General features: G+C 53.2%; 17 protein-coding genes. 13 read left to right on the top strand and 4 right to left on the bottom strand.

Annotated elements, in window-relative coordinates; translation table 11 throughout:
• Positions 1–4: 4 nt before the first annotated feature.
• On the bottom strand, positions 5–1546 hold the full coding sequence (locus ACFPOF_RS22120; protein WP_378136688.1) for a Ppx/GppA phosphatase family protein: 1542 nt from the start codon (positions 1544–1546) through the stop codon (positions 5–7).
• 346 nt (positions 1547–1892) lie between these two features.
• Here ACFPOF_RS22120 and citZ point away from each other — a divergent pair, with 346 nt between their 5' ends.
• From citZ to ACFPOF_RS22085, 7 genes are all read left to right on the top strand, one after another.
• Entirely contained in the window at positions 1893–3008 is a 1116-nt protein-coding gene (gene citZ / locus ACFPOF_RS22115; protein ID WP_378136686.1) for a citrate synthase, read from the top strand.
• A gap of 283 nt (positions 3009–3291) precedes the next feature.
• The gene (gene icd / locus ACFPOF_RS22110; RefSeq protein ID WP_378136684.1) at positions 3292–4584 is read left to right on the top strand and encodes an NADP-dependent isocitrate dehydrogenase; all 1293 of its coding nucleotides are present in this window, start codon (positions 3292–3294) and stop codon (positions 4582–4584) included.
• Positions 4585–4729: 145 nt separating this feature from the next.
• The gene (locus ACFPOF_RS22105) at positions 4730–5281 is read left to right on the top strand and encodes a guanylate kinase (RefSeq protein ID WP_378136682.1); all 552 of its coding nucleotides are present in this window, start codon (positions 4730–4732) and stop codon (positions 5279–5281) included.
• 167 nt (positions 5282–5448) lie between these two features.
• Complete coding sequence (gene mdh / locus ACFPOF_RS22100) at positions 5449–6393, top strand: malate dehydrogenase (RefSeq protein ID WP_378136680.1); 945 nt, start codon at positions 5449–5451, stop codon at positions 6391–6393.
• A 153-nt stretch (positions 6394–6546) separates the two neighbouring features.
• Positions 6547–6987, top strand: coding sequence for a DUF2269 family protein (locus ACFPOF_RS22095; RefSeq protein ID WP_378136678.1), 441 nt, complete (start codon positions 6547–6549; stop codon positions 6985–6987).
• Between the two features lie 119 nt (positions 6988–7106).
• Positions 7107–8327, top strand: coding sequence for an MDR family MFS transporter (locus ACFPOF_RS22090; protein WP_378136676.1), 1221 nt, complete (start codon positions 7107–7109; stop codon positions 8325–8327).
• A 65-nt stretch (positions 8328–8392) separates the two neighbouring features.
• Positions 8393–9400, top strand: a complete 1008-nt coding sequence (locus ACFPOF_RS22085; protein WP_378136674.1) for a DUF3221 domain-containing protein — start codon at positions 8393–8395, stop codon at positions 9398–9400.
• 5 nt (positions 9401–9405) lie between these two features.
• Here the strand turns inward: ACFPOF_RS22085 and yfbR are convergent, their stop codons facing one another.
• Entirely contained in the window at positions 9406–10014 is a 609-nt protein-coding gene (yfbR, locus tag ACFPOF_RS22080; protein WP_378136672.1) for a 5'-deoxynucleotidase, read from the bottom strand.
• A gap of 88 nt (positions 10015–10102) precedes the next feature.
• Here yfbR and ACFPOF_RS22075 point away from each other — a divergent pair, with 88 nt between their 5' ends.
• From ACFPOF_RS22075 to ACFPOF_RS22065, 3 genes are all read left to right on the top strand, one after another.
• The gene (locus ACFPOF_RS22075) at positions 10103–11653 is read left to right on the top strand and encodes a fumarate hydratase (RefSeq protein ID WP_378136670.1); all 1551 of its coding nucleotides are present in this window, start codon (positions 10103–10105) and stop codon (positions 11651–11653) included.
• A gap of 41 nt (positions 11654–11694) precedes the next feature.
• The gene (gene pnpS, locus ACFPOF_RS22070) at positions 11695–13494 is read left to right on the top strand and encodes a two-component system histidine kinase PnpS (protein WP_378136668.1); all 1800 of its coding nucleotides are present in this window, start codon (positions 11695–11697) and stop codon (positions 13492–13494) included.
• Positions 13495–13623: 129 nt separating this feature from the next.
• On the top strand, positions 13624–14352 hold the full coding sequence (locus ACFPOF_RS22065; protein ID WP_378136666.1) for a response regulator transcription factor: 729 nt from the start codon (positions 13624–13626) through the stop codon (positions 14350–14352).
• A gap of 299 nt (positions 14353–14651) precedes the next feature.
• On the opposite strand, the gene ACFPOF_RS22060 is transcribed toward ACFPOF_RS22065, so the two are convergent.
• Together ACFPOF_RS22060 and ACFPOF_RS22055 are read right to left on the bottom strand one after the other, a co-directional pair.
• Positions 14652–15350 (bottom strand): DNA-binding response regulator, encoded by a 699-nt coding sequence (locus ACFPOF_RS22060; RefSeq protein WP_378136664.1) that lies wholly within the window; start codon positions 15348–15350, stop codon positions 14652–14654.
• A gap of 92 nt (positions 15351–15442) precedes the next feature.
• On the bottom strand, positions 15443–16312 hold the full coding sequence (locus ACFPOF_RS22055; protein WP_378136662.1) for an AraC family transcriptional regulator: 870 nt from the start codon (positions 16310–16312) through the stop codon (positions 15443–15445).
• Between the two features lie 130 nt (positions 16313–16442).
• On the opposite strand from ACFPOF_RS22055, the gene ACFPOF_RS22050 reads away from it, so the two are divergent.
• The 3 genes from ACFPOF_RS22050 to ACFPOF_RS22040 all read left to right on the top strand — a co-directional run bounded on the left by ACFPOF_RS22050 (position 16443) and on the right by ACFPOF_RS22040 (position 19871).
• Positions 16443–17516, top strand: coding sequence for a Gfo/Idh/MocA family protein (locus ACFPOF_RS22050; protein ID WP_378136660.1), 1074 nt, complete (start codon positions 16443–16445; stop codon positions 17514–17516).
• Positions 17517–17748: 232 nt separating this feature from the next.
• On the top strand, positions 17749–18711 hold the full coding sequence (locus ACFPOF_RS22045; protein ID WP_378136659.1) for a sugar phosphate isomerase/epimerase family protein: 963 nt from the start codon (positions 17749–17751) through the stop codon (positions 18709–18711).
• A 23-nt stretch (positions 18712–18734) separates the two neighbouring features.
• Positions 18735–19871 (top strand): Gfo/Idh/MocA family protein, encoded by a 1137-nt coding sequence (locus ACFPOF_RS22040; protein WP_378137117.1) that lies wholly within the window; start codon positions 18735–18737, stop codon positions 19869–19871.
• Positions 19872–19927: the final 56 nt, after the last annotated feature.

The raw sequence follows: 19927 nt of genomic DNA, 5'->3' as shown, positions 1-19927 counted from the left end.
GGGATTATTTGACTCGAACTTGAAGTTCGGGAGTAATCCCCCAATTTTTTTTGATTTCTTTGGCCATGCCGTCGACTTCCGTCTTCTCGACGGGAAGCGAATGGGCCGCGGTAGCGAGCAGCCGAAGTTTGTTGCCTTTGATCGCGAGGTCAAGCGAGGTGATCGCCTGCGATTCGCTGCGGTCGAGCGCGGCTGCCAGTTGCAGCAAGGAGCCAAGCTTGGTAATGATCTGAACATCTCCGTTGCGGATGATGGAACGGTAAGGTGCCAGCTTGCGCCGAAGCGTGTTCGCACCGCGGTAGGCCGCGATGGCGGCAGTCATAAGCATTTCCCGGTGGGAAAGGCCGTTCCAGTGCGTGTGAAGAAGCATGTAGAACGTATGATTCGCGCAATCGTTGAAGTCGATTACCGCACCGATCTTAAATAGTCTCGAAGCGGCATCAAGCAACGTACGGGACGACTCGGGCATTGAAGTTCTCGCGGACAACGGATCGTACAAGGCGAGCGCGAGCTTGCGAACTTGTTGCAAGTGCCCTGCGGGTGCGGCGGGGTACAAAGCGGTCAAGTTCCGAATGCTCTCTTCGAGCGCGTAATTATCGGCTTGCGACTCGTTATGCGGAAGGCACGTCTCGAAGAACAGACCGTCCCGGAGACCGGCGCCGCAAGCGACGACTTTGTCGGCTTGCGTCTGTTGGACGACGGCGAGCAAGATCGCCATGCCGGGAACGATAACTTCCCCTCGATCTTTAGACAAGCCAGGCATTTTACGCCTTTGGCTTACGGACACGTTGGCAAGTTTGCCGAGCGTCGAAGCGAGTGCTGGCTTGTCCAGCTCGTAACCGTGCAAATAGGGGAACGGGTAATTCGTCTGGCGTTGATGAAGTTTGGCCAGTGCGCGAACTGTACCGCCAAGACCGATAAGCGGCAAACCGTGGTGCTGGGAAATCCATTTCTCGCGGGAGAAAAGACGCCGTGCCTCCGTTTGGATTTCCGTCAGGACGGTCGGCGAGACAGGGGAAGCACCAAGACCGAATCGACCGGCTACGTTGACGCAACCGATAGGAAACGATACGGCGGACACGACTTTCCGATCCCGCACTAGGGTAATTTCCGTGCTGCCGCCGCCGATATCAACGACAAATGCATCGCGAACGCTTAAGCTATTTAACATCGCTTGGGTTCCGATGCGCGCTTCGTCTTCTCCGGACAAAATTTCGATGGAAAGTCCGGCGTTTTTGCGAAGTTTCTCGATGACCGCATCCCGGTTGCCGGCTTGGCGGATGGCCGCCGTCGCGACAGCGCGTATCCGACTAGCCCCGTGTTTCTGGCAGATGCGTTTGAAATGGCGCATCACTTCGCAAAGTTCGTCTACGGCGGAATCCGGAAGGGTGCCATCGGAACTCATCCGCTCGCTCAGGCGTGCGGGCCAACGTCCTTGATCAACGACGCGGTATGCGCCGTTCTCATTAATATGGTAGACGGACAGCCGGACGGTATTCGAACCGATGTCGATAATGCCGGTGACTTGATTGACGGGATGTTGCACGAGTTCGACCTCCAGCCGAGCGAAATCCGGTTTTTCTTCGCTCCATTGTATCACATCCAGCAGAATGGAATAAATATACGGTTTCGGCGCATCATCTATAGAGGTCCGATCAAGAACGATTCGTTATGATGCCGATAAAGCATTTTTATGTCCCGGTCGGTTCCATTCCCTGTAAAAATCGATTATCATTAAAAAAGGTCAGAAAAAGCGAAAGAAATCGCGGTTTACGTTCATTATTGTGATATCGTAGCTTCTTGCTCTCGCGCAGACTGTTTTCGGAGCCGCATATGCGTCCACTCGAGACAAGCAGGCGGAACCGAATTACGACGATAAAGGAGAGATAGATATGACGGCAACGAAAGGGCTTGAAGGAATCGTAGCGGCGAAATCGTCCATCAGTTCCATCATCGATGGCGTTCTCACTTACCAAGGGATCAACATCGACGAACTGGCCGAGAAAGCTACGTTTGAAGAAGTCGCTTATTTGCTTTGGCATGGCAAGCTTCCGACGCAATCGGAACTGGACGGGCTGATCGCGGAATTAAGCGAGTATGCAGCGCTTCCCGATGATGTGATCGCCGGTTTGCGCCTGTATCCGAAGGGAAGTAATTCCATGGCGGCGCTCCGTACGGCAGTGTCGAGCCTCGCGCTCTATGACAGCGAAGCGAACGATATGAGCCCGGAAGCGAACGCCCGCAAAGCGGTGAAGCTGCAAGCGCAATTGCCTACGATCGTTGCGGCATATGCTCGCATTCGTGAAGGCAAAGAGCCGATCGCACCGAAGAAAGGCGTAGGCGTCGCGCACAACTTCCTTTACATGCTGACAGGCGAAGAGCCTGCGGCCGTTGCGATACAAGCGATGGATAGAGCGCTCGTGCTGCACGCCGATCACGAGCTGAACGCTTCCACGTTCGCCGCTCGCGTAACCGTGGCAACGTTGTCCGACATTTATTCCGGCGTTACGTCGGCGATCGGCGCGCTCAAAGGTCCGCTGCATGGCGGTGCCAATGAAGCGGTCATGGTCATGTTGGACGAGATCGGTTCGTTGGCTAACGTAGAATCGTACATCCAGCGCAAGCTCGACAACAAAGAGAAAATTATGGGCTTCGGACACCGCGTTTACAAAAACGGCGATCCGCGCGCCAAACATTTGATGCAAATGTCCCGCCAGCTCGGCGAGCTGAAAGGCAACATGGAATTGTACGAAATGTCGATCAAGATCGAAGAACTCGTAACCGGCCAGAAAGGTTTGAAGCCGAACGTCGACTTCTACTCCGCATCTTGCTATACGATGCTCGGCATTCCGCGCGACTTGTTCACGCCGATCTTCGCCATCAGCCGCGTATCCGGCTGGAGCGCGCACATTCTCGAGCAATACGTAGACAATCGTCTGATCCGTCCGCGCGCCGAATACGTCGGGCCGGTAGACCAGCATTACGTTCCGATCTCGGAACGCGGTTAAGTCGTGTTCAAAAAGTTCGATGTTCAGCACCGAGAAGGTTGGATGAAGCACGGGAATGAGGAGCGGAGCGTAGGCAAACCTACGTGAGCACCGGAAGTTCCGTGCAGCATTCAAGATTCGATGCCGAATTAGCTCCCTGACTCACTTCGTGATCAACATCGGACTTTTTGAACTACCTCTTCGACACGAAGCTATCCGGCGGCTTGTTCCCTTCGCCTTTGAAGGCGTCAAGACGCCGGTTTCTTACGACAACAAATCGACCTAAATCTGGAGGAGAATACGCATGCAACTCGAAAAATTCGCAGCACCGACTTCCGGTGAGAAAATTACGGTAACAAACGGCGTTCTTAACGTTCCTAACAATCCGATCATTCCATTTATCGAAGGCGACGGCACGGGCCGCGACATCTGGAAAGCTTCCAAACGCGTGCTTGACGCAGCGGTAGAGAAAGCTTACAACGGCGAGAAAAAAATCGCTTGGTACGAAGTGTTCGCAGGCGAAAAAGCATTCAATTCTTACGGCGAGTGGCTTCCTGCCGACACGCTGACTGCGATCCGCGAAATGATCATCGCGATCAAAGGTCCTTTGACGACGCCAATCGGCGGCGGCATCCGTTCTTTGAACGTAGCGCTTCGTCAAGAGCTCGATCTGTATGTGTGCTTGCGCCCGGTTCGTTACTTCGACGGCGTACCTTCCCCGGTAAAACGCCCTGAGCTTGTAGACATGGTCATTTTCCGCGAAAATACGGAAGACATCTATGCAGGCATCGAGTATCAATCCGGCACCGAGCAAGTGAAAAAAGTGCTTGAGTTCCTGCAAAAGGAAATGGGCGTTAACAAAATCCGTTTCCCTGAAACTTCCGGTATCGGTATTAAGCCTGTTTCCGAAGAAGGTTCGAAACGCCTCGTTCGCGCGGCGATCGAATATGCCATTAAACACGGCCGCAAGTCCGTTACGCTCGTGCACAAAGGCAACATCATGAAGTTCACGGAAGGCGCGTTCAAAAACTGGGGTTACGAAGTGGCTGAGCAAGAGTTCGGCGACAAAGTATACACTTGGTCCGAGTATGACCGCGTGAAAGCAGAGCAAGGCGAAGAAGCGGCTAACGCTTCCCAGAAGGCTGCGCTTGACGCTGGCCGCATCTTGATCAAGGACGCGATCGCAGACATCGCTCTGCAACAAGTATTAACTCGTCCTACGGATTTTGATGTTATTGCGACGTTGAACTTGAACGGCGACTACTTGTCCGACGCTTTGGCTGCTCAAGTCGGCGGCATTGGCATCGCTCCAGGCGCCAACATCAACTATGCTACCGGTCACGCGATCTTCGAAGCAACTCACGGTACTGCTCCGAAATACGCGGACAAAGACGTCGTAAACCCGGGCTCCGTTATCTTGTCCGGCGTTATGATGTTCGAGCACCTCGGCTGGCAAGAAGCGGCTGACCTGATCTATAAAGGTCTCGAAAAATCGATCAACAACAAAGTTGTTACTTATGACTTCGCTCGTCTGATGGAAGGCGCGACAGAAGTGAAATGCTCGGCATTCGCTGACGAGATCATCAAGAACTTCTAAGTTTCCTTTCACGGGAGATTCAAATAAGAGCACTCGACGAAACCGCCATCCTAGTGAGGCGGTTTCGTGCGTATCAGGCCCGTTTCCTATCTCAAACCTGCAAAATTTTACCGATATATAGGTTATAACGAGAGGAGGCGCTTGCATGTCTAGGCCATCCATCTATATTTTCACGGGAACGAGCGGCGCGGGGCGCAAGACGATTGCCCGCAAAGTCGGAGGCGAGCTCGGATGGACCTTTGTTCGATCCTGCACGACCCGAGCGCCAAGAAATCCTTCTCTTCCGGATGAGGATTATCGTTATGTGAGTCGCGAGCAATTCGATGCGTGGGATAAGGAAGGGAAGTTCGCGCAAACTGCGGACATCGACGGCAACCGTTACGGGGTGCTGCACCACGAATTGGAAGCCGCCAACGCGGCTGGCAAGAGCGTCTATCTCGTACTAAACCGCGTCGGTGCAGATGCCATCGTCAAACAATTCGTCGGCCTTGCGGTTAGAATTTTTATATACGTAGACAAAACAACGATGCGCGAGCGTTTGGAAAGCAAAGGCGTGTCATTCGAAGTCATAGATCGTTATCTGGAGCACTATTCCGATGAGGTTACCTATAGAAGCAAGTGTGAGTTCGTGTTCGAGAACGTCAATGCGAACCATACGGCAGAGCTGATACGAGCGGCGCTAACGAAGACGTCATAGTGGATCAATTATTTTAAGCAAAAACGGTACTTTTGAAGAGACTGTTCGCATATGTACAAGTATTTGCTGTATTTTTGCAATTTTGTTTTGCGATTGCGCCTTCATGTGAACAATGAGACGGGGGACTTGCAAAAGTCCATCGGGGACGATTAAAGGAGGACATAACGATGGCAATCAAACGCGCGAAAATTACGGTTGTAGGTGCCGGCTTCACAGGTGCGACGACCGCGCTTATGCTGGCTCAGAAGGAATTGGGAGACGTCGTACTGCTCGACATTCCACAGCTCGAGAACCCGACGAAAGGCAAAGCGCTCGATATGATGGAATCGACGCCGGTTCAAGGTATCGACTCCCGCATCGTCGGCACGGCCAACTACGAGGACTCCGCCAATTCCGACGTCGTCATCATAACGGCCGGCATCGCTCGTAAACCGGGCATGAGCCGGGACGATCTCGTGAATACGAATGCAGGAATCGTGAGATCGGTATGCGAGAATGTCAAGGCAACGAGCCCTAACACTTACGTTATTATTCTTTCCAACCCTGTCGACGCGATGACTTACGTGGCGAACAAGGCGCTCGGTTTTCCGAAAAATCGTGTGATCGGCCAGTCCGGCGTTCTCGATACCGCACGTTATAACACGTTCCTGGCAGAAGCGCTCAACGTGTCCGTTGAAGATGTACGAGGCGTCGTTCTGGGCGGCCATGGCGACGACATGGTCCCACTTGTTCGTTACACGACAATCGGCGGCATTCCGGTCGAGAAGCTGCTACCTAAAGAGAAGATCGACACCATCGTGGCGCGTACTCGCGTAGGCGGCGGAGAAATCGTCAACCTGCTCGGGAATGGCAGCGCGTATTATGCCCCGGCCGCTTCCCTCGTGCAGATGACGGAAGCGATTTTGAAAGACAAGAAACGCATTTTGCCGATTATCGCGTTGCTGCAAGGAGAGTACGGTTACGATAACCTGTTCATGGGCGTTCTGGCTGTCCTTGGCGGCGATGGTATCGAGAAAATAATCGAAATCGAATTGACGGGCGAAGAGAAAGCGGCTCTTGATAAGTCCGCCGAATCGGTACGAAGCGTAATCAAAATCGTGGAGAATGCATAAGCGCTGAGCGCCTGTGCAGTCGAAAGGGAGCCAGAGGGAAGCCAGCGGGCTCCCTCTTTTGCTCCTGCATGATTTTTCAAGATTCGGAATTTGCTCAGTGGCATAATTTGTGTATACTAAAGTTGTCCTAGCGAATCGACTGGAGGGAATGACATGTACACGTTTATGATTTTCTTGCACATCATCGGCGCGGTCGGGATGGGAATCTATGCGATTCTTCCGTTCGTCGTCGGCAAATTCAAACAACTTTCGGGAGCGGCCCAAGAGGGTCTCGCAAGCGGTCTTATTTCCGGGGGCCGAATCGGGCAATACGCGCTTGTTCTCCAATTGCTTACGGGCGGTTACCTCATCTCTAATGCAGAAGGCGGAGCGAAATACGCGGTAGGCTGGATGATCGCGGTGATTGTTCTGTTTGTTGCGGTCGGCGCTTTGTCCGGTATCGTGCAGGCACCGTTGAAGCGTATCGCAGCTGCCTCTGTGAAGGGCGAGAGCGCAAGCTCCGATATTTCTCGCGTACAGGTGATCAGCGCACTTATTTTCGTGATTTTCCTCGTCATCATTTGGTTGATGTCGAATCCGACTTTCAAAGTCTAATCCAGGCAACAATGCGATAAGCCCCTCTCACGATAACGTGATTGGGGTTATTTGCTTATTTCCGCCCGAATCCGCTGTGTTATAATGGGGAAATCTTTTCGGGAATGGGCGATGCTTCAATGGAAAAAAGATGGTTAACAAGTGTGTTCGGTCGTTACGATAGCGGCATATGGATACGTGTATTAGGCGTGGCGCTTACAACAATTACAGGTTTCATGATACGTCCGTTCCTCGTTCTCTATTTGTACGACAAGTTGGCAAGCTCCGTTATATTGCCGATGCTTATCGTTGGCTTGCAACCGCTGTGCGGACTTTTCGTGAATTGGTTCGGCGGCGGATGGAGCGACCGCTTCGGCAGGAAACCGCTCATGATGATCGCGCTGGCGCTGCAGATGTTATGTATGGTCGGTTACGTATTCGCAGAAGAAGCATGGCATTATGCGCTTATCTCGATTGTGAACGGCATCGGATTCGCGTTGTATATGCCGGCGGCAAACGCTCAGATGACCGATATGGTAACGGCGAATAAAAGGGCGGAAATATTCGCGTTGCTTCATACCGCATTTAATGTCGGAGCGGCAGTTGGGCCGGTTCTCGGATTACTTATGTTTTCGTGGAATCCATCGGCCGTGTTCTTGTTGTCGGCACTGTCCTACGTCGCTTATATGCTGCTCGTGTGGCTTAAGCTGCCGGAGACGGCGCCGCTTAAAGTCGGCGGGAAAGCGGTTAGTCATGCCGCACTCAGTTCAAGCAGAACGAAGTTTTCATGGAAGCAACACCGGACGCTTGTTACTTTGACGTTATTTAGCTTGCCGGTCGGTCTGTTGTACGCGCAGGTGGAATCGACTTTCCCTTTGCATTTGCAGACGAATTTCGAGCATTTCAAAACCGTTCTTGCAGCTATTCTAGCTTTTAACGGCCTGATGGTTATCGCTCTGCAAATTTGGATTGCCAAAAAAACGGAAGCAATGGCGTCCAGTGTTCTGATCGGCTGTTCTTACGGGGTGTTTGCGCTTGTCGCGATTGGATATGGATATACCAATGTCGTCGTGCTGCTATTCCTTGTAGAGTTTGCCTTCACGATCGGTGAAATGGTTAATGGGCCTCACATGCAGAAGGCGGTTTCGCTATTGGCACCGGAGGAGCAGAGAGGATTTTATTTCTCGGTGTACGGTTCTAGCCAAATGCTATCGCGTGGTTTAGGACCGATCGCTGGTGGCGCAATTCTGGTATGGGCGAACGGAGAAACGCTATTTACGATGCTCGCCGTGCTGCTTCTGTTGGCGGGTTTCGGGCAATACAAAGTATTAAAGCGCGTAGCCGTGGCGATGTCCGACTGAGTTAATGCCGAAACATTCGGACGCTTATCCTCGTCAGTAAGGCAAGAGGATAAGGAGGCGTTCGGATGAAGTTTACCCAATTAACGCTCGTCGCGCTGCTTGCTTTGACGGTGGCCGTTGCGCTAGCCGCCTGTGGGAACAAGCAGGAGAAGGCATATAAACCAATTGCGAAGACGTCGGGAACAGGTGTGAGTTTTGCCGGCTATGTCGTGAAAAAGGAAGATGGACGAATATTGGTCGTCAGCCCTGCGGAGCGCAATTTTGGCTCCGGCGGCGCTCAGCATTATCACGAAGCGATCTGGTTCGCGAAAGCGCCGGATGACATACAGATCGGACAGCGGGTCGACGTGATGCCCGCAGGCGCAATCGCTGAAAGTTATCCAGCGCAAGGAGTCGCAGCCAGCGTCAGCGTGCTCAAGGCAACGACAACGCCGGAAGGAGCGAAGCTGACGGAAGCAGAAGCGATTCACCGTGCGCTTGTGGATGAGCGGGCGGAGAAGTATGAAGTGCCTGCCGTAAAGCAAGTCGGTTACGACGGCGAGAAGAAACAGTGGATCGTGGAGTTGACGCAAAGCGGAAACGAGCAGTCGATCAATGTAGCTGTGGCCGATTCGGGTGTGGATCGGACTGCGGCAACTGAGGACGGCTACGAGCCGTTCGGAGACAAACCGCCGCTGCCGTCGGTCGTCGCGGGGCAAACAGCGATTACCGTCATGCAGAGCTCGTATTGTTGGAGCGGCCAAGCCGTGAACGGTCAAGTAAAATCGGAATGCGCGGATTATGCTTCGCCGGCGGGTATGTTGAAGGATAAACCTACAACGAAAGTCGCTCCAGGTGCGACAATCGAATTCGCGTTCGCAACGAAACCGCCGACAGCATCGGAGACGCATGTTTCGTTGTTCGAGACGGATGGTTCCGTAGTAGACGTGAAGCTGGACGGCGATTCTTTTGTCGCTCCGACTGAACCTGGTATTTATTACTTCGGTTTGTCCGTCTGGTGGATGAAAGATGTTGAGAAGAGAATATCCGAGAATTCCTCGAGCTATGCGTTTGCCATCGAGGTAACGGGATAAGGGATTTAAACCTGATCTTCGTTAGCTTCGATCTCGGTCAGTTCGTCAAGCGTCTTCTCGAAAGCGGGTGCGAGATTCGTAAGAAACCACTCGACTTCGGGCATTCCGAGCGCGTTAAGTTTCTCCGCGCTCTGTTTGCGCGCCGTCTCGAACTCATGATTGCCAGCGGATAGTTCGCTGATACATTTCAAGTAGGCATCGAGCAGGTCGGCAGCTTTCAGAAGGCGCTGCAAGTCCGGGTTTGCCGGTTTTCGGCCGAAAAGAGGCTCGTACCTGGACTTCAATTCGAGCGGAACGGTCGCGATCAAACGCTCGGCAGCCAGTTCCTCTATTTCGCGGAAATTCGCCAGAATGCGCGGATTATGATGCTTGACAGGTGTCGGAATATCTCCGGTGAACACTTCGGTCGCATCGTGAAACAAGGCGTACGCTGCCGCTTCGTCTGGATTGATGTCCTTATGGAATATTTCCCGTGCAATATTACCAAGCGCATGCGCGAGAATGGCCACATGGTACGAATGCTCGGCAACGTTCTCGGAACTCGTGTTTCTCATCAAACTCCATCTTTCGATATGTTGCAGCCGATACAAATACGCCAAAAAATGATTTGCCATCATACGGACTCCTTTTCGCTCGCCGCTCGTCATTATAGTATTATATAATGGAATGAGGTACATCGAACAGAGAGGGGAAACAGCAATTATGGCTTCTGTATTCGAACAAAGCGTCTATCAACTGATCGTGGAAACTTCCACTAACCTTCCGGCGGACGTCCGCCGTACGATAACGAAAGCCCGCGAGGCCGAGGACCGCGCGACGAGGGCGGGCTTGTCGTTGTCCACGATCGCGCAGAATATCGAGATGGCGGAATGTAACGTATCTCCGATCTGCCAAGACACCGGCATGCCGACATTTATCGTCCATACGCCGGTAGGCGCGAACCAGATCGTCATGAAGAAAGAAATTCGCGAGGCCATTGCCCGGGCGACGAAAGACGGCAAACTGCGCACGAACTCCGTTGACTCGCTGACGGGGGCGAACACGGGCGACAATCTCGGTCCCGGGACGCCGGTTATCCATTTCGAACAATGGGAACGCGACGAAATTGACGTTCGGCTCATACTAAAGGGCGGCGGTTGCGAGAATAAGAACATTCAGTATAGCTTGCCGACGGAAATCGAAGGACTTGGCAAAGCCGGACGCGATCTGGACGGCATTCGTAAATGCGTGTTGCACGCGGTATACCAAGCGCAAGGTCAAGGCTGCAGCGCGGGGTTCATTGGCGTGGGCATCGGCGGAGATCGGACAACGGGGTACGAGCTGGCGAAGCAACAATTGTTCCGCCACATCGAGGACGTTAATCCGATTGCCGAGCTTGCGCAACTCGAAGACTATATTCTCGATAAAGCGAACCAACTCGGCATCGGCACAATGGGCTTCGGCGGCAACGTGACTCTGCTAGGCTGCAAAGTCGGGGTTATGAACCGGCTGCCGGCGAGCTTTTTCGTCTCCGTCGCCTATAATTGCTGGGCTTATCGCCGCCAGGGTGTGCTTCTCGACGGCACGTCGCACGAGATCAAGGAATGGATCTACGAGAGCGGCACTGGTATCGCGATGACGAACGAAGCGGAGACGCCAAGTGCAAACGAAGGCGGGGAAGCAACGGAGAAAGCGCGTGAAGTCGTGTTGCAAATGCCGTTGACCGAAGAGGACGTACGCAGCTTAAAAGTCGGCGACGTCGTTATTCTGAACGGCGAAATGCATACGGGACGCGATGCGCTGCATAAGCACTTGATGGATCACGATGCGCCGCTCGACCTGAACGGCGGCGTCATCTATCACTGCGGACCGGTCATGCTGAAAGACGAGGCGGGCTGGCATGTGAAGGCAGCGGGGCCGACGACGAGCATTCGCGAGGAACCTTATCAAGGCGACATTATGAAAAAATTCGGTTTACGCGCGGTGATCGGCAAAGGCGGCATGGGACCGAAGACGTTAAAGGCGTTGCAGGAACACGGCGGCGTATATTTGAATGCAGTCGGCGGCGCGGCGCAATATTATGCAGAATGCATTAAGAACGTGAACGGTGTCGATTTTATGGAATTCGGCATTCCAGAAGCGATGTGGCATTTGCAAGTTGAAGGCTTCGCCGCGATCGTGACGATGGACGCGCACGGCAACAGCCTGCACGCTGATGTGGACAAGGATTCCAAAGCGAAGCTGGCTCAGTTCAAGGACCCTGTATTTGCATAATGCGGCTGTTCGGACGATTCACGTCATCCTAAGGAGTATATATGACCAAGTTTAGGCTAAAGCTGACCACACTGTTTGTCCTGCTAATCGGATTTTCCGTATTGGCCGCGGGATTGCTCATGGGAAATTCGTATCAACGAAATCATCAGAACGCGCTACGGGACCATATGATTCGCGAACTCCATGTGCTTAACGCGGCTACGCCGTGGCCAGAGGACGGTGATGTGGCTGAGCAGTCAGCCTACCTGGAGCAAGAAGCCAAGCGGTTCAAAGAAATCGCCGGCATGCGGGTGACCTATATCGATCTGAACGGCAAAGTGATGGGTGACTCCGATCATGAGCCGGCGACGATGGACAACCATCTTTCCCGGGAAGAGATCCGCGAAGCGCTCGAGGGCGGAACGGGAACGAGTGTCCGTTATAGCGACACATTGCGCGAGAACATGATGTATGTCGCGCTCAAAGTTGGCGGGGAGAACGGCGGACCAGCGAAAGGCATCATCCGGCTGTCGATGAGCCTTGGCGATATTGAACGAAGCCTGGATAATATGTGGCTTGCGCTCATATTCGGCTTGCTCTTGCTCTTCGCCGTTGCAGTTGTGGTCAGCTATCGTGTCGCGCTTAGCGTCACGAGGCCTCTCGAGCGGATGACAACAGCCGCGAAACGGATGGCCAACATGGATTACGCCATACGTGTGCCGGAGTCCGGTCGGGATGAGATGAGCGAGCTTGCCCGGGCTTTGAACGCGATGGCGGGCAGCTTGCAAGGCCAACTGGACGAGATTCGGCAAAACGGTACTCGCCTGCAAGATGTACTGGACAATATGATAAGCGGCGTTGTCATGATCGCGCACGATGGCCGGATTACGCTGTTCAGTAAGCAAGCCGAGTTCTTGTTAGGCGGCACGGCTCGGGAACGGGTGGGAAGAAGTTATTCAGAAATTAAGCAGCATTATGAGTTGACGGGTCTCATCCGCGAAAGCTTGGCGAGCCCGATGCCGCTTCATGATGAACTGACGGTGTATTATCCGGAAGAACGGCTGCTAGAAATTAATATTGTTCCGATGAAAATGAGCGGAGAGGATGAACCGGGACTGCTTCTCGTCATGCAGGACGTCTCAGCGATCCGTAAGCTGGAGAGAATGCGAAGCGAGTTCGTCGCTAATGTTTCTCATGAACTGAAGACGCCGGTCGCTGCAGTAAAAGGTTTCGCCGAGACTCTGCTTGCGGGAGCAGTGAACGATCCCGAGACGGCCAGGTCTTTCCTGACGATTATTCAAGACGAGAGCGACCGACTGAACCGGCTTATCGGCGACATTCTTGAGTTGTCCAAAATCGAATCAAGGCGAGCTCCGCTTCAGTTCTCGCCAATCGAGCTGCCAGCTTTCCTCGCGCGGATGACCGAATTGCTGGGAACCGAGGCCGCGAGAAAAAACATCGAACTGGACGTTCAGGTCGAAGAAGGCTTGTTCCTGGAAGCGGATGAAGATCGGCTTGGCCAGATTGTCATGAACTTGATGCAAAATGGCATCAATTACACGCCGGATGGCGGCAAAGTCAAAGTCCGGGCGTTCGTCGTTACGCCAGAGGACGGTGCGGAGGAGTTCGTACGGTTAACCGTATCGGACACCGGCATCGGCATTCCGAAGAAAGATATTCCGCGTATCTTCGAACGATTTTACCGTGTAGATAAGGCAAGATCGCGGAGCTCAGGCGGCACAGGTCTCGGTTTGTCGATCGTCAAACACCTGACGGAACTGCATCACGGAACGATCCGGGTCGAAAGCACAGTCGGTATAGGGTCGCAGTTTATTCTGGAGCTTCCGCTCATTCAACCTTAACGATCATGCCAATAAAACGCTATTTTACGTTGCGTTAATATTTGCATGACGAACGGTTTACAGTGGTATGATAAAACTAGGGAAGAGATTTAAACAAGCGGGGAAAATCCTGCTGGACCGGAGGGGCGCATGTCGGATAAAGTATTGATTATCGAAGATGAACCGACTCTCGCACGTCTTGTAACCTATAATCTATCCCAAGAAGGCTACGAGACAGAAGTCGTCGGCAACGGCGCCGAAGGGCTGCACAAGGCGATTCATGAATCGTACGCCATTATTTTTCTTGATTTGATGCTGCCCGGCATGAACGGGTTCGAAGTTCTCCAGAAGCTGAGGCAGAACGGCGTGAAGACGCCGGTCATTATTTTGACCGCGAGGAACGCGGAAGAGGAAGTCGTCCAAGGGCTGAAACTGGGTGCGGACGACTATATTACGAAGCCGTTCGGTGTAGCGGAACTGCTTGCGCGCACGTCTGCCGTGCTGAGGCGGTCGCGTAACGAAGAGAGCAAGCCGTCAATGGCGACAGGCGGGGAGAAGGTCATCACGATCGGCGACCTGCAAATCTTCCCGGACAAGTATGAAGTGTTCTCGAACGGCCAGTGGATCACGCTGCGCCCGAAAGAGTTCGAAGTGCTGCTGTATTTGGCCGAGAGACCGGGCATCGTTATTACTCGCGACGATCTGATGAACGTCGTCTGGGGATTCGATTATATCGGCGGCCAGCGTACGGTAGACGTTCACGTCAGCTCGCTTCGCAAAAAACTAGAACTGGGCCAGCAAAGCGTTCAGATCGATTCGATCCGCGGCGTTGGGTACAAGCTGTTCATCAACCGCAAAGCAACCTCGTCGAGCCGTTAAGGCCGGACGAGGTTTTTTTTGCTTCGGTAGGTGTGCCTCGGGCTCCTATTGCTGCAAAATGCAGCAATAGGGCGGGCATTGCTGACGCAGGCAAGCTCATTGTTGCAAAATGCAACAATGACGAGGCAATTCGGGAGCGTCTATGTCTCTTTGTAGCAAAATGCAACAATAGGGTGGGTAAAGCCGACGCAGGCAAGCTCATTGTAGCAAAATGCAACAATGGAGCGGGCAAAGCCGCCGTCGGCAGGCTCATTGTAGCAAATGCAACAATGGAACGGCAAAGAAGGTCGTCCACGACTTCATTGTAGTGATTTCGGCAAGGCCGCTTTGTTAATCCGGTAGCTGCAAACACGTTTCACATCAGATCTTGTCGGGATAAGCAGCCCCATCTGGACCAGCGGCTGAATGTTTCGCGCAATGGTAATGCGATGGACGTTCAGTTGGGCCGCTGCGTCTTGAGGTTTTAGCGGAACTGGCAAGGAAGCAGCTAACCTTATGATCGCGGATTGCAAAGGCGTAAGTGAGGGAAGGGCGTGCGATCCCATAATCCCGAGTTTTCCGAACAGTTGCTGAATAATCTGTTGGCAGAAACGAGGTCGCTCGATGATGTCGTCGTAGGAAAAGCGGATGACGATCCAGCCGTCGATGACGAGATGATTTTGGCGCATAAGCTGGTCGGCGAATTGCGTGCGATTGATGTTCCGAGCATGAGGACCGAATCCGTCAATCTCGATACATATTTTGAATCCTTCGGTGATGTAAGCGAAATCGAGATAACGCCAACCGTCTTTGAAGTCCCGTATTTCAAACTCGGCTTCCAAGTGATTAAAATGCCCGAATGTCGGCCACCAGACATGGATTAAAAAAGCCGTCTCGGCATGCGGTCTATCTCGGAGCAGCTTCCTTTTTCGTTCGCCGGAGCTGAGTGTAAGCAGCCCCGCCATCCATTCGTCATATGAAGAACGCATATCCGCGTGCATGGTTAAAATGTCGCCCATCGTAATAAATCCACCCTTCCCCGGAGTAAAATAAAAAGCCGTCCGCCCCGGGTAACCCAGGGAGAACGGCGCGTGCTTCGCGATCCGATAGCTTATTTCCGCCCCCACGCAAGCATTTTGCGTTGGTATTCCTTCGGGGAGCAGCCATTAAAACGTTTGAACATTTTGTAGAAATGGGCCATATTGGCCATGCCGATATGATCGCCGACTTCGCTGACGCTCATATCGCGGGTGAGGAGAAGTTGCTCCGCTCTTTTGATTTTACGGAAATTGACGTATTCCGTGAAGCTGAGCCCCATGATGCGTTTGAAAAATTTTACGAAATAATAATAACTCATATTCGCCAGCCTGCAAGCTTCATCCACCGTAATCCGATCTTCGATGCTCGCTTCGACGAAATCGAGGACAGGTTTGAGCCGAATGCGCTCGACCCGGTCCTGATCCGCTAGCAGCCCTCGATAATCGTTGCGAATAAGGATAAGAAGCAGCTTCTTGATCAGCATGTTGACGGCCAATTCATAACCGTTTTCCTTTTGCAGCGCTTCTTGATGAATTTGTCGGATACATTCGGCGGCTGCGGCACGTGCCTCGGGATTTTCACGGAAAATGTAATTCATCGCGCTAAGCGGCACTTTCGTCTCGTTAAAATATTGCAAATAAGGGATTGTGCTTTGGTCGAAGCACGTATTCAAGTCGAATTGAAGCACGATATACGTAAGTTTACCTTCTGGGCTAGTGTCGCGGTGCAGTTGGGAGTTACCGAGAATAACGACGTCTCCCGCTTTCATCTCGAACGTCTCGTCAATCAGGTCGACGGTTAGTTCTCCTTCTTGAATAAGAAACAGCTCACATTCAGGATGATAATGCCAAGGCACCGAACCGGAGCGATTGCGGGTCTGTTGCCAGATGCGCAAAGAAAGCAGCGGATTCTCGTACTGGATCTTTTCTCTGGTCGCTTGCACGGGCGCGGTTCATCCCCTTAAATGACAAAATCACATAATATTCTCGTAGAAGGGCGAATGGGAAAATTGCCGGAGTATGTTACACTTATTGTAATTTGAATAGGGCTTGCCCGCAAGGAGGACAAGTATTTTGTCAAAAGTTAACGTAGGCATGATCGGTTGCGGCGGCATCGCCATAGGGAAACATTTGCCTTCGCTTGCCAAAATCCCGGAAGCGCAAGTGGTTGCGTTCTTCGACGTTGCCGCCGACCGGGCACATGATGCGAAAAATCGTTTCGGTACACACGACGCGAGGGTGTACCATGACGTATACGAGTTGCTGCGTGACCCGGACGTTCATGTCGTGCATGTCTGCACACCGAACGATACGCATGCCGAAATCTCGATCGCGGCGCTTGAACACGGCAAACATGTGTTGTGTGAGAAACCGATGGCCAGGACGTCGCACGACGCTCGCCGCATGCTTGAAACTTCGGAACGTACCGGCAAGAAGCTAAGCATCGCGTACCAGAATCGGTTCCGCGCAGACAGCCGTTGGCTGTACGAGGCATGTCGAGCAGGTGAGCTCGGAGAAGTGTATTTGGCGAAAGCCCACGCGGTTCGCCGCCGCGCCGTGCCGACTTGGGGCGTATTTCTCGACAAGGAGAAACAAGGCGGAGGCCCATTGATCGATATTGGTACGCATGCGCTCGATCTTGCTCTCTGGATGATGGATAATTACGAACCGCGCACAGTGCTTGGCACGACGTACCGAAAGCTGGCGGAACAAGGCAGCGGAGCGAACTTGTGGGGACCGTGGGATCCGGCCAAGTTCACGGTCGAAGACTCGGCGTTCGCGATGATTACGATGAAGAACGGCGCGACCGTATGGCTGGAGTCGAGCTGGGCGCTGAACACGCTCGACGTGGATGAAGCGAAAGTATCCTTAAGCGGGACGAAGGCTGGGGCAGACATGAGGAAAGGTTTACGCGTCAACGGAGAGCAGCATGGTCGTCTGTATACGCAGGAGATTCAGATGGCGGGAGATTTCGGAGGCAATCCGATGCCGGATGATGCGGCGGAGCAGGAAGCGCGCGCATGGATTAACGCCATTTTGCATGACCAAGCTCCCGTCGTGACGGCGAAACAGGCGCTTGTCGTACAAGAAATTCTCGAGGCGGTATATGAATCTGCAGGCAAGGGGCAAGCAATCAGCTTCGTATAAAGCCGTGCGGCGAGTGGACCAAGTCTCATAGTAGCAAAATGCAACATTAGCGAGGTTGGCCACCCCGCTGGCATACGGTTTAGCAGCGTGATGGAGGCGGTAAATTACAGTAGCATGACGCCCGCCTTTTCATGTAAAATAGATTTGCGAGAATAATGAACACGCGTACATTGCAAAGTATATTTCATGCTGAATGAACGAACATTTTCAATGAAGGGTTTGGTGAATCTCAGTGAAATCAGGAGTATTTATCGTATTATTCGGACAGCAATCTTTCGAACAAGCGCTTGACACCGCGAAAGCTGCAGGCCTTCAATCGGTTGAAATCGGCACGGGGGCTTACCCGGGAACGGCTCACGTCAACGCGCAAGCGATCGTGAACGATGCTGCGGCCATCACCCGTGTTCGCGAAGCGGTCGATTCCCGCGGACTGACGATTAGCGCGCTTAGCTGCCATGGCAATCCGCTGCATCCGAACAAAGAGCTTGCTAAAGCTCATCACGACGACTTCGTCGCGACGGTCCAATTGGCGGAGAAACTCGGCGTCGACACAGTCATCACATTCTCGGGTTGCCCGGGCGACTCCGAGAATTCCAAATATCCGAACTGGGTTACTTGCCCATGGCCGGAAGATTTCCTTACTATTCTCGAATGGCAATGGAACGAAGTCGCCATTCCGTATTGGAAAGAGCAATCCGCGTTCTGCCGCAAGCACGGCATTCGTATCGCAATCGAGTCGCACCCAGGCTTCCTTGTTTACAACACGGAAACAGCGCTGCGCCTCCGTCGCGAAGCGGGAGACAACATCGGCGTCAACTTCGACCCGTCCCACTTGTTCTGGCAAGGCATGGATCCGATCGAGTGCGTCAAGGCGCTTGGCGATTGTATCTATCACGTGCATGCAAAAGACACGAAAATCGACAATCGCAACGTCGCGCTGAACGGCGTTCTGGATACGAAACATTACGGCGACATTTTGAACCGCTCGTTCGTGTTCCGTACGGTCGGATACGGACATGACGAGGAGTTTTGGAAAGATCTCGTCAGCGTACTCCGTTTGGTCGGCTACGAAGGCACGATCAGCATCGAGCACGAGGATGGCATCATGAGCGTGAACGAAGGGTTCACGAAAGCGGCTAAATTCCTTAATTCGGTTATTCTTCAGGAAAGCGCGGGTGAAATGTGGTGGGCGTAAACGAGAAAAAACTGAACGTTGGCATGGTTGGCTACAAATTTATGGGCAAAGCTCATAGCCATGCGTACAAAGATGTCGGCATGTTTTTCGACCCGGCGGCTGACGTGGTGATGAAAGCAATCTGCGGCCGCGACGAGCAAGGCGTCAAAGACGCGGCTGCCAAGTTCGGCTGGGAGTCGTACGAGACCGACTGGCGTAAAATGGTCGCGCGCGATGACATCGACTTCGTCGACATCAATGCGCCAAGCGACGCACATAAGGAAATTACGCTTGCGGCGATCGCTGCCGGCAAACACGTATTCTGCGAGAAACCGCTTGCGCTGAACTTGGCGGATGGGCGCGAAATGCTCGCCGCTGCGGAGAAAGCCGGCGTCAAACACGCTGTATGCTTTAACTACCGCTTCCTGCCTGCCGTACAGCTTGCGAAACAAATTATCGACGAAGGCCGTCTTGGAGAAATTCATCACTATCGGGCGACTTATTTGCAAGACTGGCTCGTCGATCCGAACACGCCGCTTGCGTGGCGGCTGAAGAAAGAAATCGCTGGCTCCGGTGCGCATGGCGACATCAACGCGCACAGCATCGACCTCGCCCGTTTCCTGATCGGCGAATTTGATCGCGTCGTCGGGCATAATCGCACGTTCGTGAAAGAGCGTCCGATCCTGACGGGCTCTTCCGGCTTGACCGGCACCGGCTCCGCGACGGAAAAAGGCGAAGTAACGGTTGACGATGCGACCGGTTTCCTCGCCGACTTCAAAAATGGCGCAATGGGCGTGTTCATCGCTTCTCGCTTCGCGGCCGGACGCAAAAACCATAACACGTTCGAAATTCACGGCAGCAAAGGCTCGCTCCGCTGGGATCTCGAGAAGCTCAACGAGCTGGAAGTGTACTTCCGCGAGGACGAGCCGAACTTGGCCGGCTTCCGCCGCATTCTGGCGACGGAGCCGTCCCACAAGTATGCCGGCAACTGGTGGCCGACCGGTCACATTATCGGTTACGAGCACGCTTTCGTTCATATCGTATACGAGTTCGTGCAGCACATCACAACCGGTTCCCCATTCGCGCCAACGTTCTATGATGGCGTGAAATGCCAAGAGGTGCTTGAAGCGGTCGACTTGTCGATCGAGCGCGGCGCTTGGGTTAATATCGACGAAGTATAAACGCGCGTCTGCCACACTGCTTCATTACTGGTTAGCGCAAGAGAAGCCCGATTGTT

It is taken from the genome of Cohnella soli (assembly GCF_042655525.1).
GTDB lineage: Bacteria > Bacillota > Bacilli > Paenibacillales > Paenibacillaceae > Cohnella > Cohnella soli.
This window is presented reverse-complemented; position numbering and strand designations above follow the sequence as displayed.

What these genes read in the sequence shown, in the direction of transcription:
- citZ (WP_378136686.1), top strand. Translation starts at nt 1,893, where the DNA reads ATGACGGCAACGAAAGGGCTTGAAGGAATCGTAGCGGCGAAATCGTCC.
- icd (WP_378136684.1), top strand. Translation starts at nt 3,292, where the DNA reads ATGCAACTCGAAAAATTCGCAGCACCGACTTCCGGTGAGAAAATTACG.
- ACFPOF_RS22105 (WP_378136682.1), top strand. Translation starts at nt 4,730, where the DNA reads ATGTCTAGGCCATCCATCTATATTTTCACGGGAACGAGCGGCGCGGGG.
- mdh (WP_378136680.1), top strand. Translation starts at nt 5,449, where the DNA reads ATGGCAATCAAACGCGCGAAAATTACGGTTGTAGGTGCCGGCTTCACA.
- ACFPOF_RS22095 (WP_378136678.1), top strand. Translation starts at nt 6,547, where the DNA reads ATGTACACGTTTATGATTTTCTTGCACATCATCGGCGCGGTCGGGATG.
- ACFPOF_RS22090 (WP_378136676.1), top strand. Translation starts at nt 7,107, where the DNA reads ATGGAAAAAAGATGGTTAACAAGTGTGTTCGGTCGTTACGATAGCGGC.
- ACFPOF_RS22085 (WP_378136674.1), top strand. Translation starts at nt 8,393, where the DNA reads ATGAAGTTTACCCAATTAACGCTCGTCGCGCTGCTTGCTTTGACGGTG.
- yfbR (WP_378136672.1), bottom strand. Translation starts at nt 10,014, where the DNA reads ATGGCAAATCATTTTTTGGCGTATTTGTATCGGCTGCAACATATCGAA.
- ACFPOF_RS22075 (WP_378136670.1), top strand. Translation starts at nt 10,103, where the DNA reads ATGGCTTCTGTATTCGAACAAAGCGTCTATCAACTGATCGTGGAAACT.
- pnpS (WP_378136668.1), top strand. Translation starts at nt 11,695, where the DNA reads ATGACCAAGTTTAGGCTAAAGCTGACCACACTGTTTGTCCTGCTAATC.
- ACFPOF_RS22065 (WP_378136666.1), top strand. Translation starts at nt 13,624, where the DNA reads ATGTCGGATAAAGTATTGATTATCGAAGATGAACCGACTCTCGCACGT.
- ACFPOF_RS22060 (WP_378136664.1), bottom strand. Translation starts at nt 15,350, where the DNA reads ATGGGCGACATTTTAACCATGCACGCGGATATGCGTTCTTCATATGAC.
- ACFPOF_RS22040 (WP_378137117.1), top strand. Translation starts at nt 18,735, where the DNA reads ATGGTTGGCTACAAATTTATGGGCAAAGCTCATAGCCATGCGTACAAA.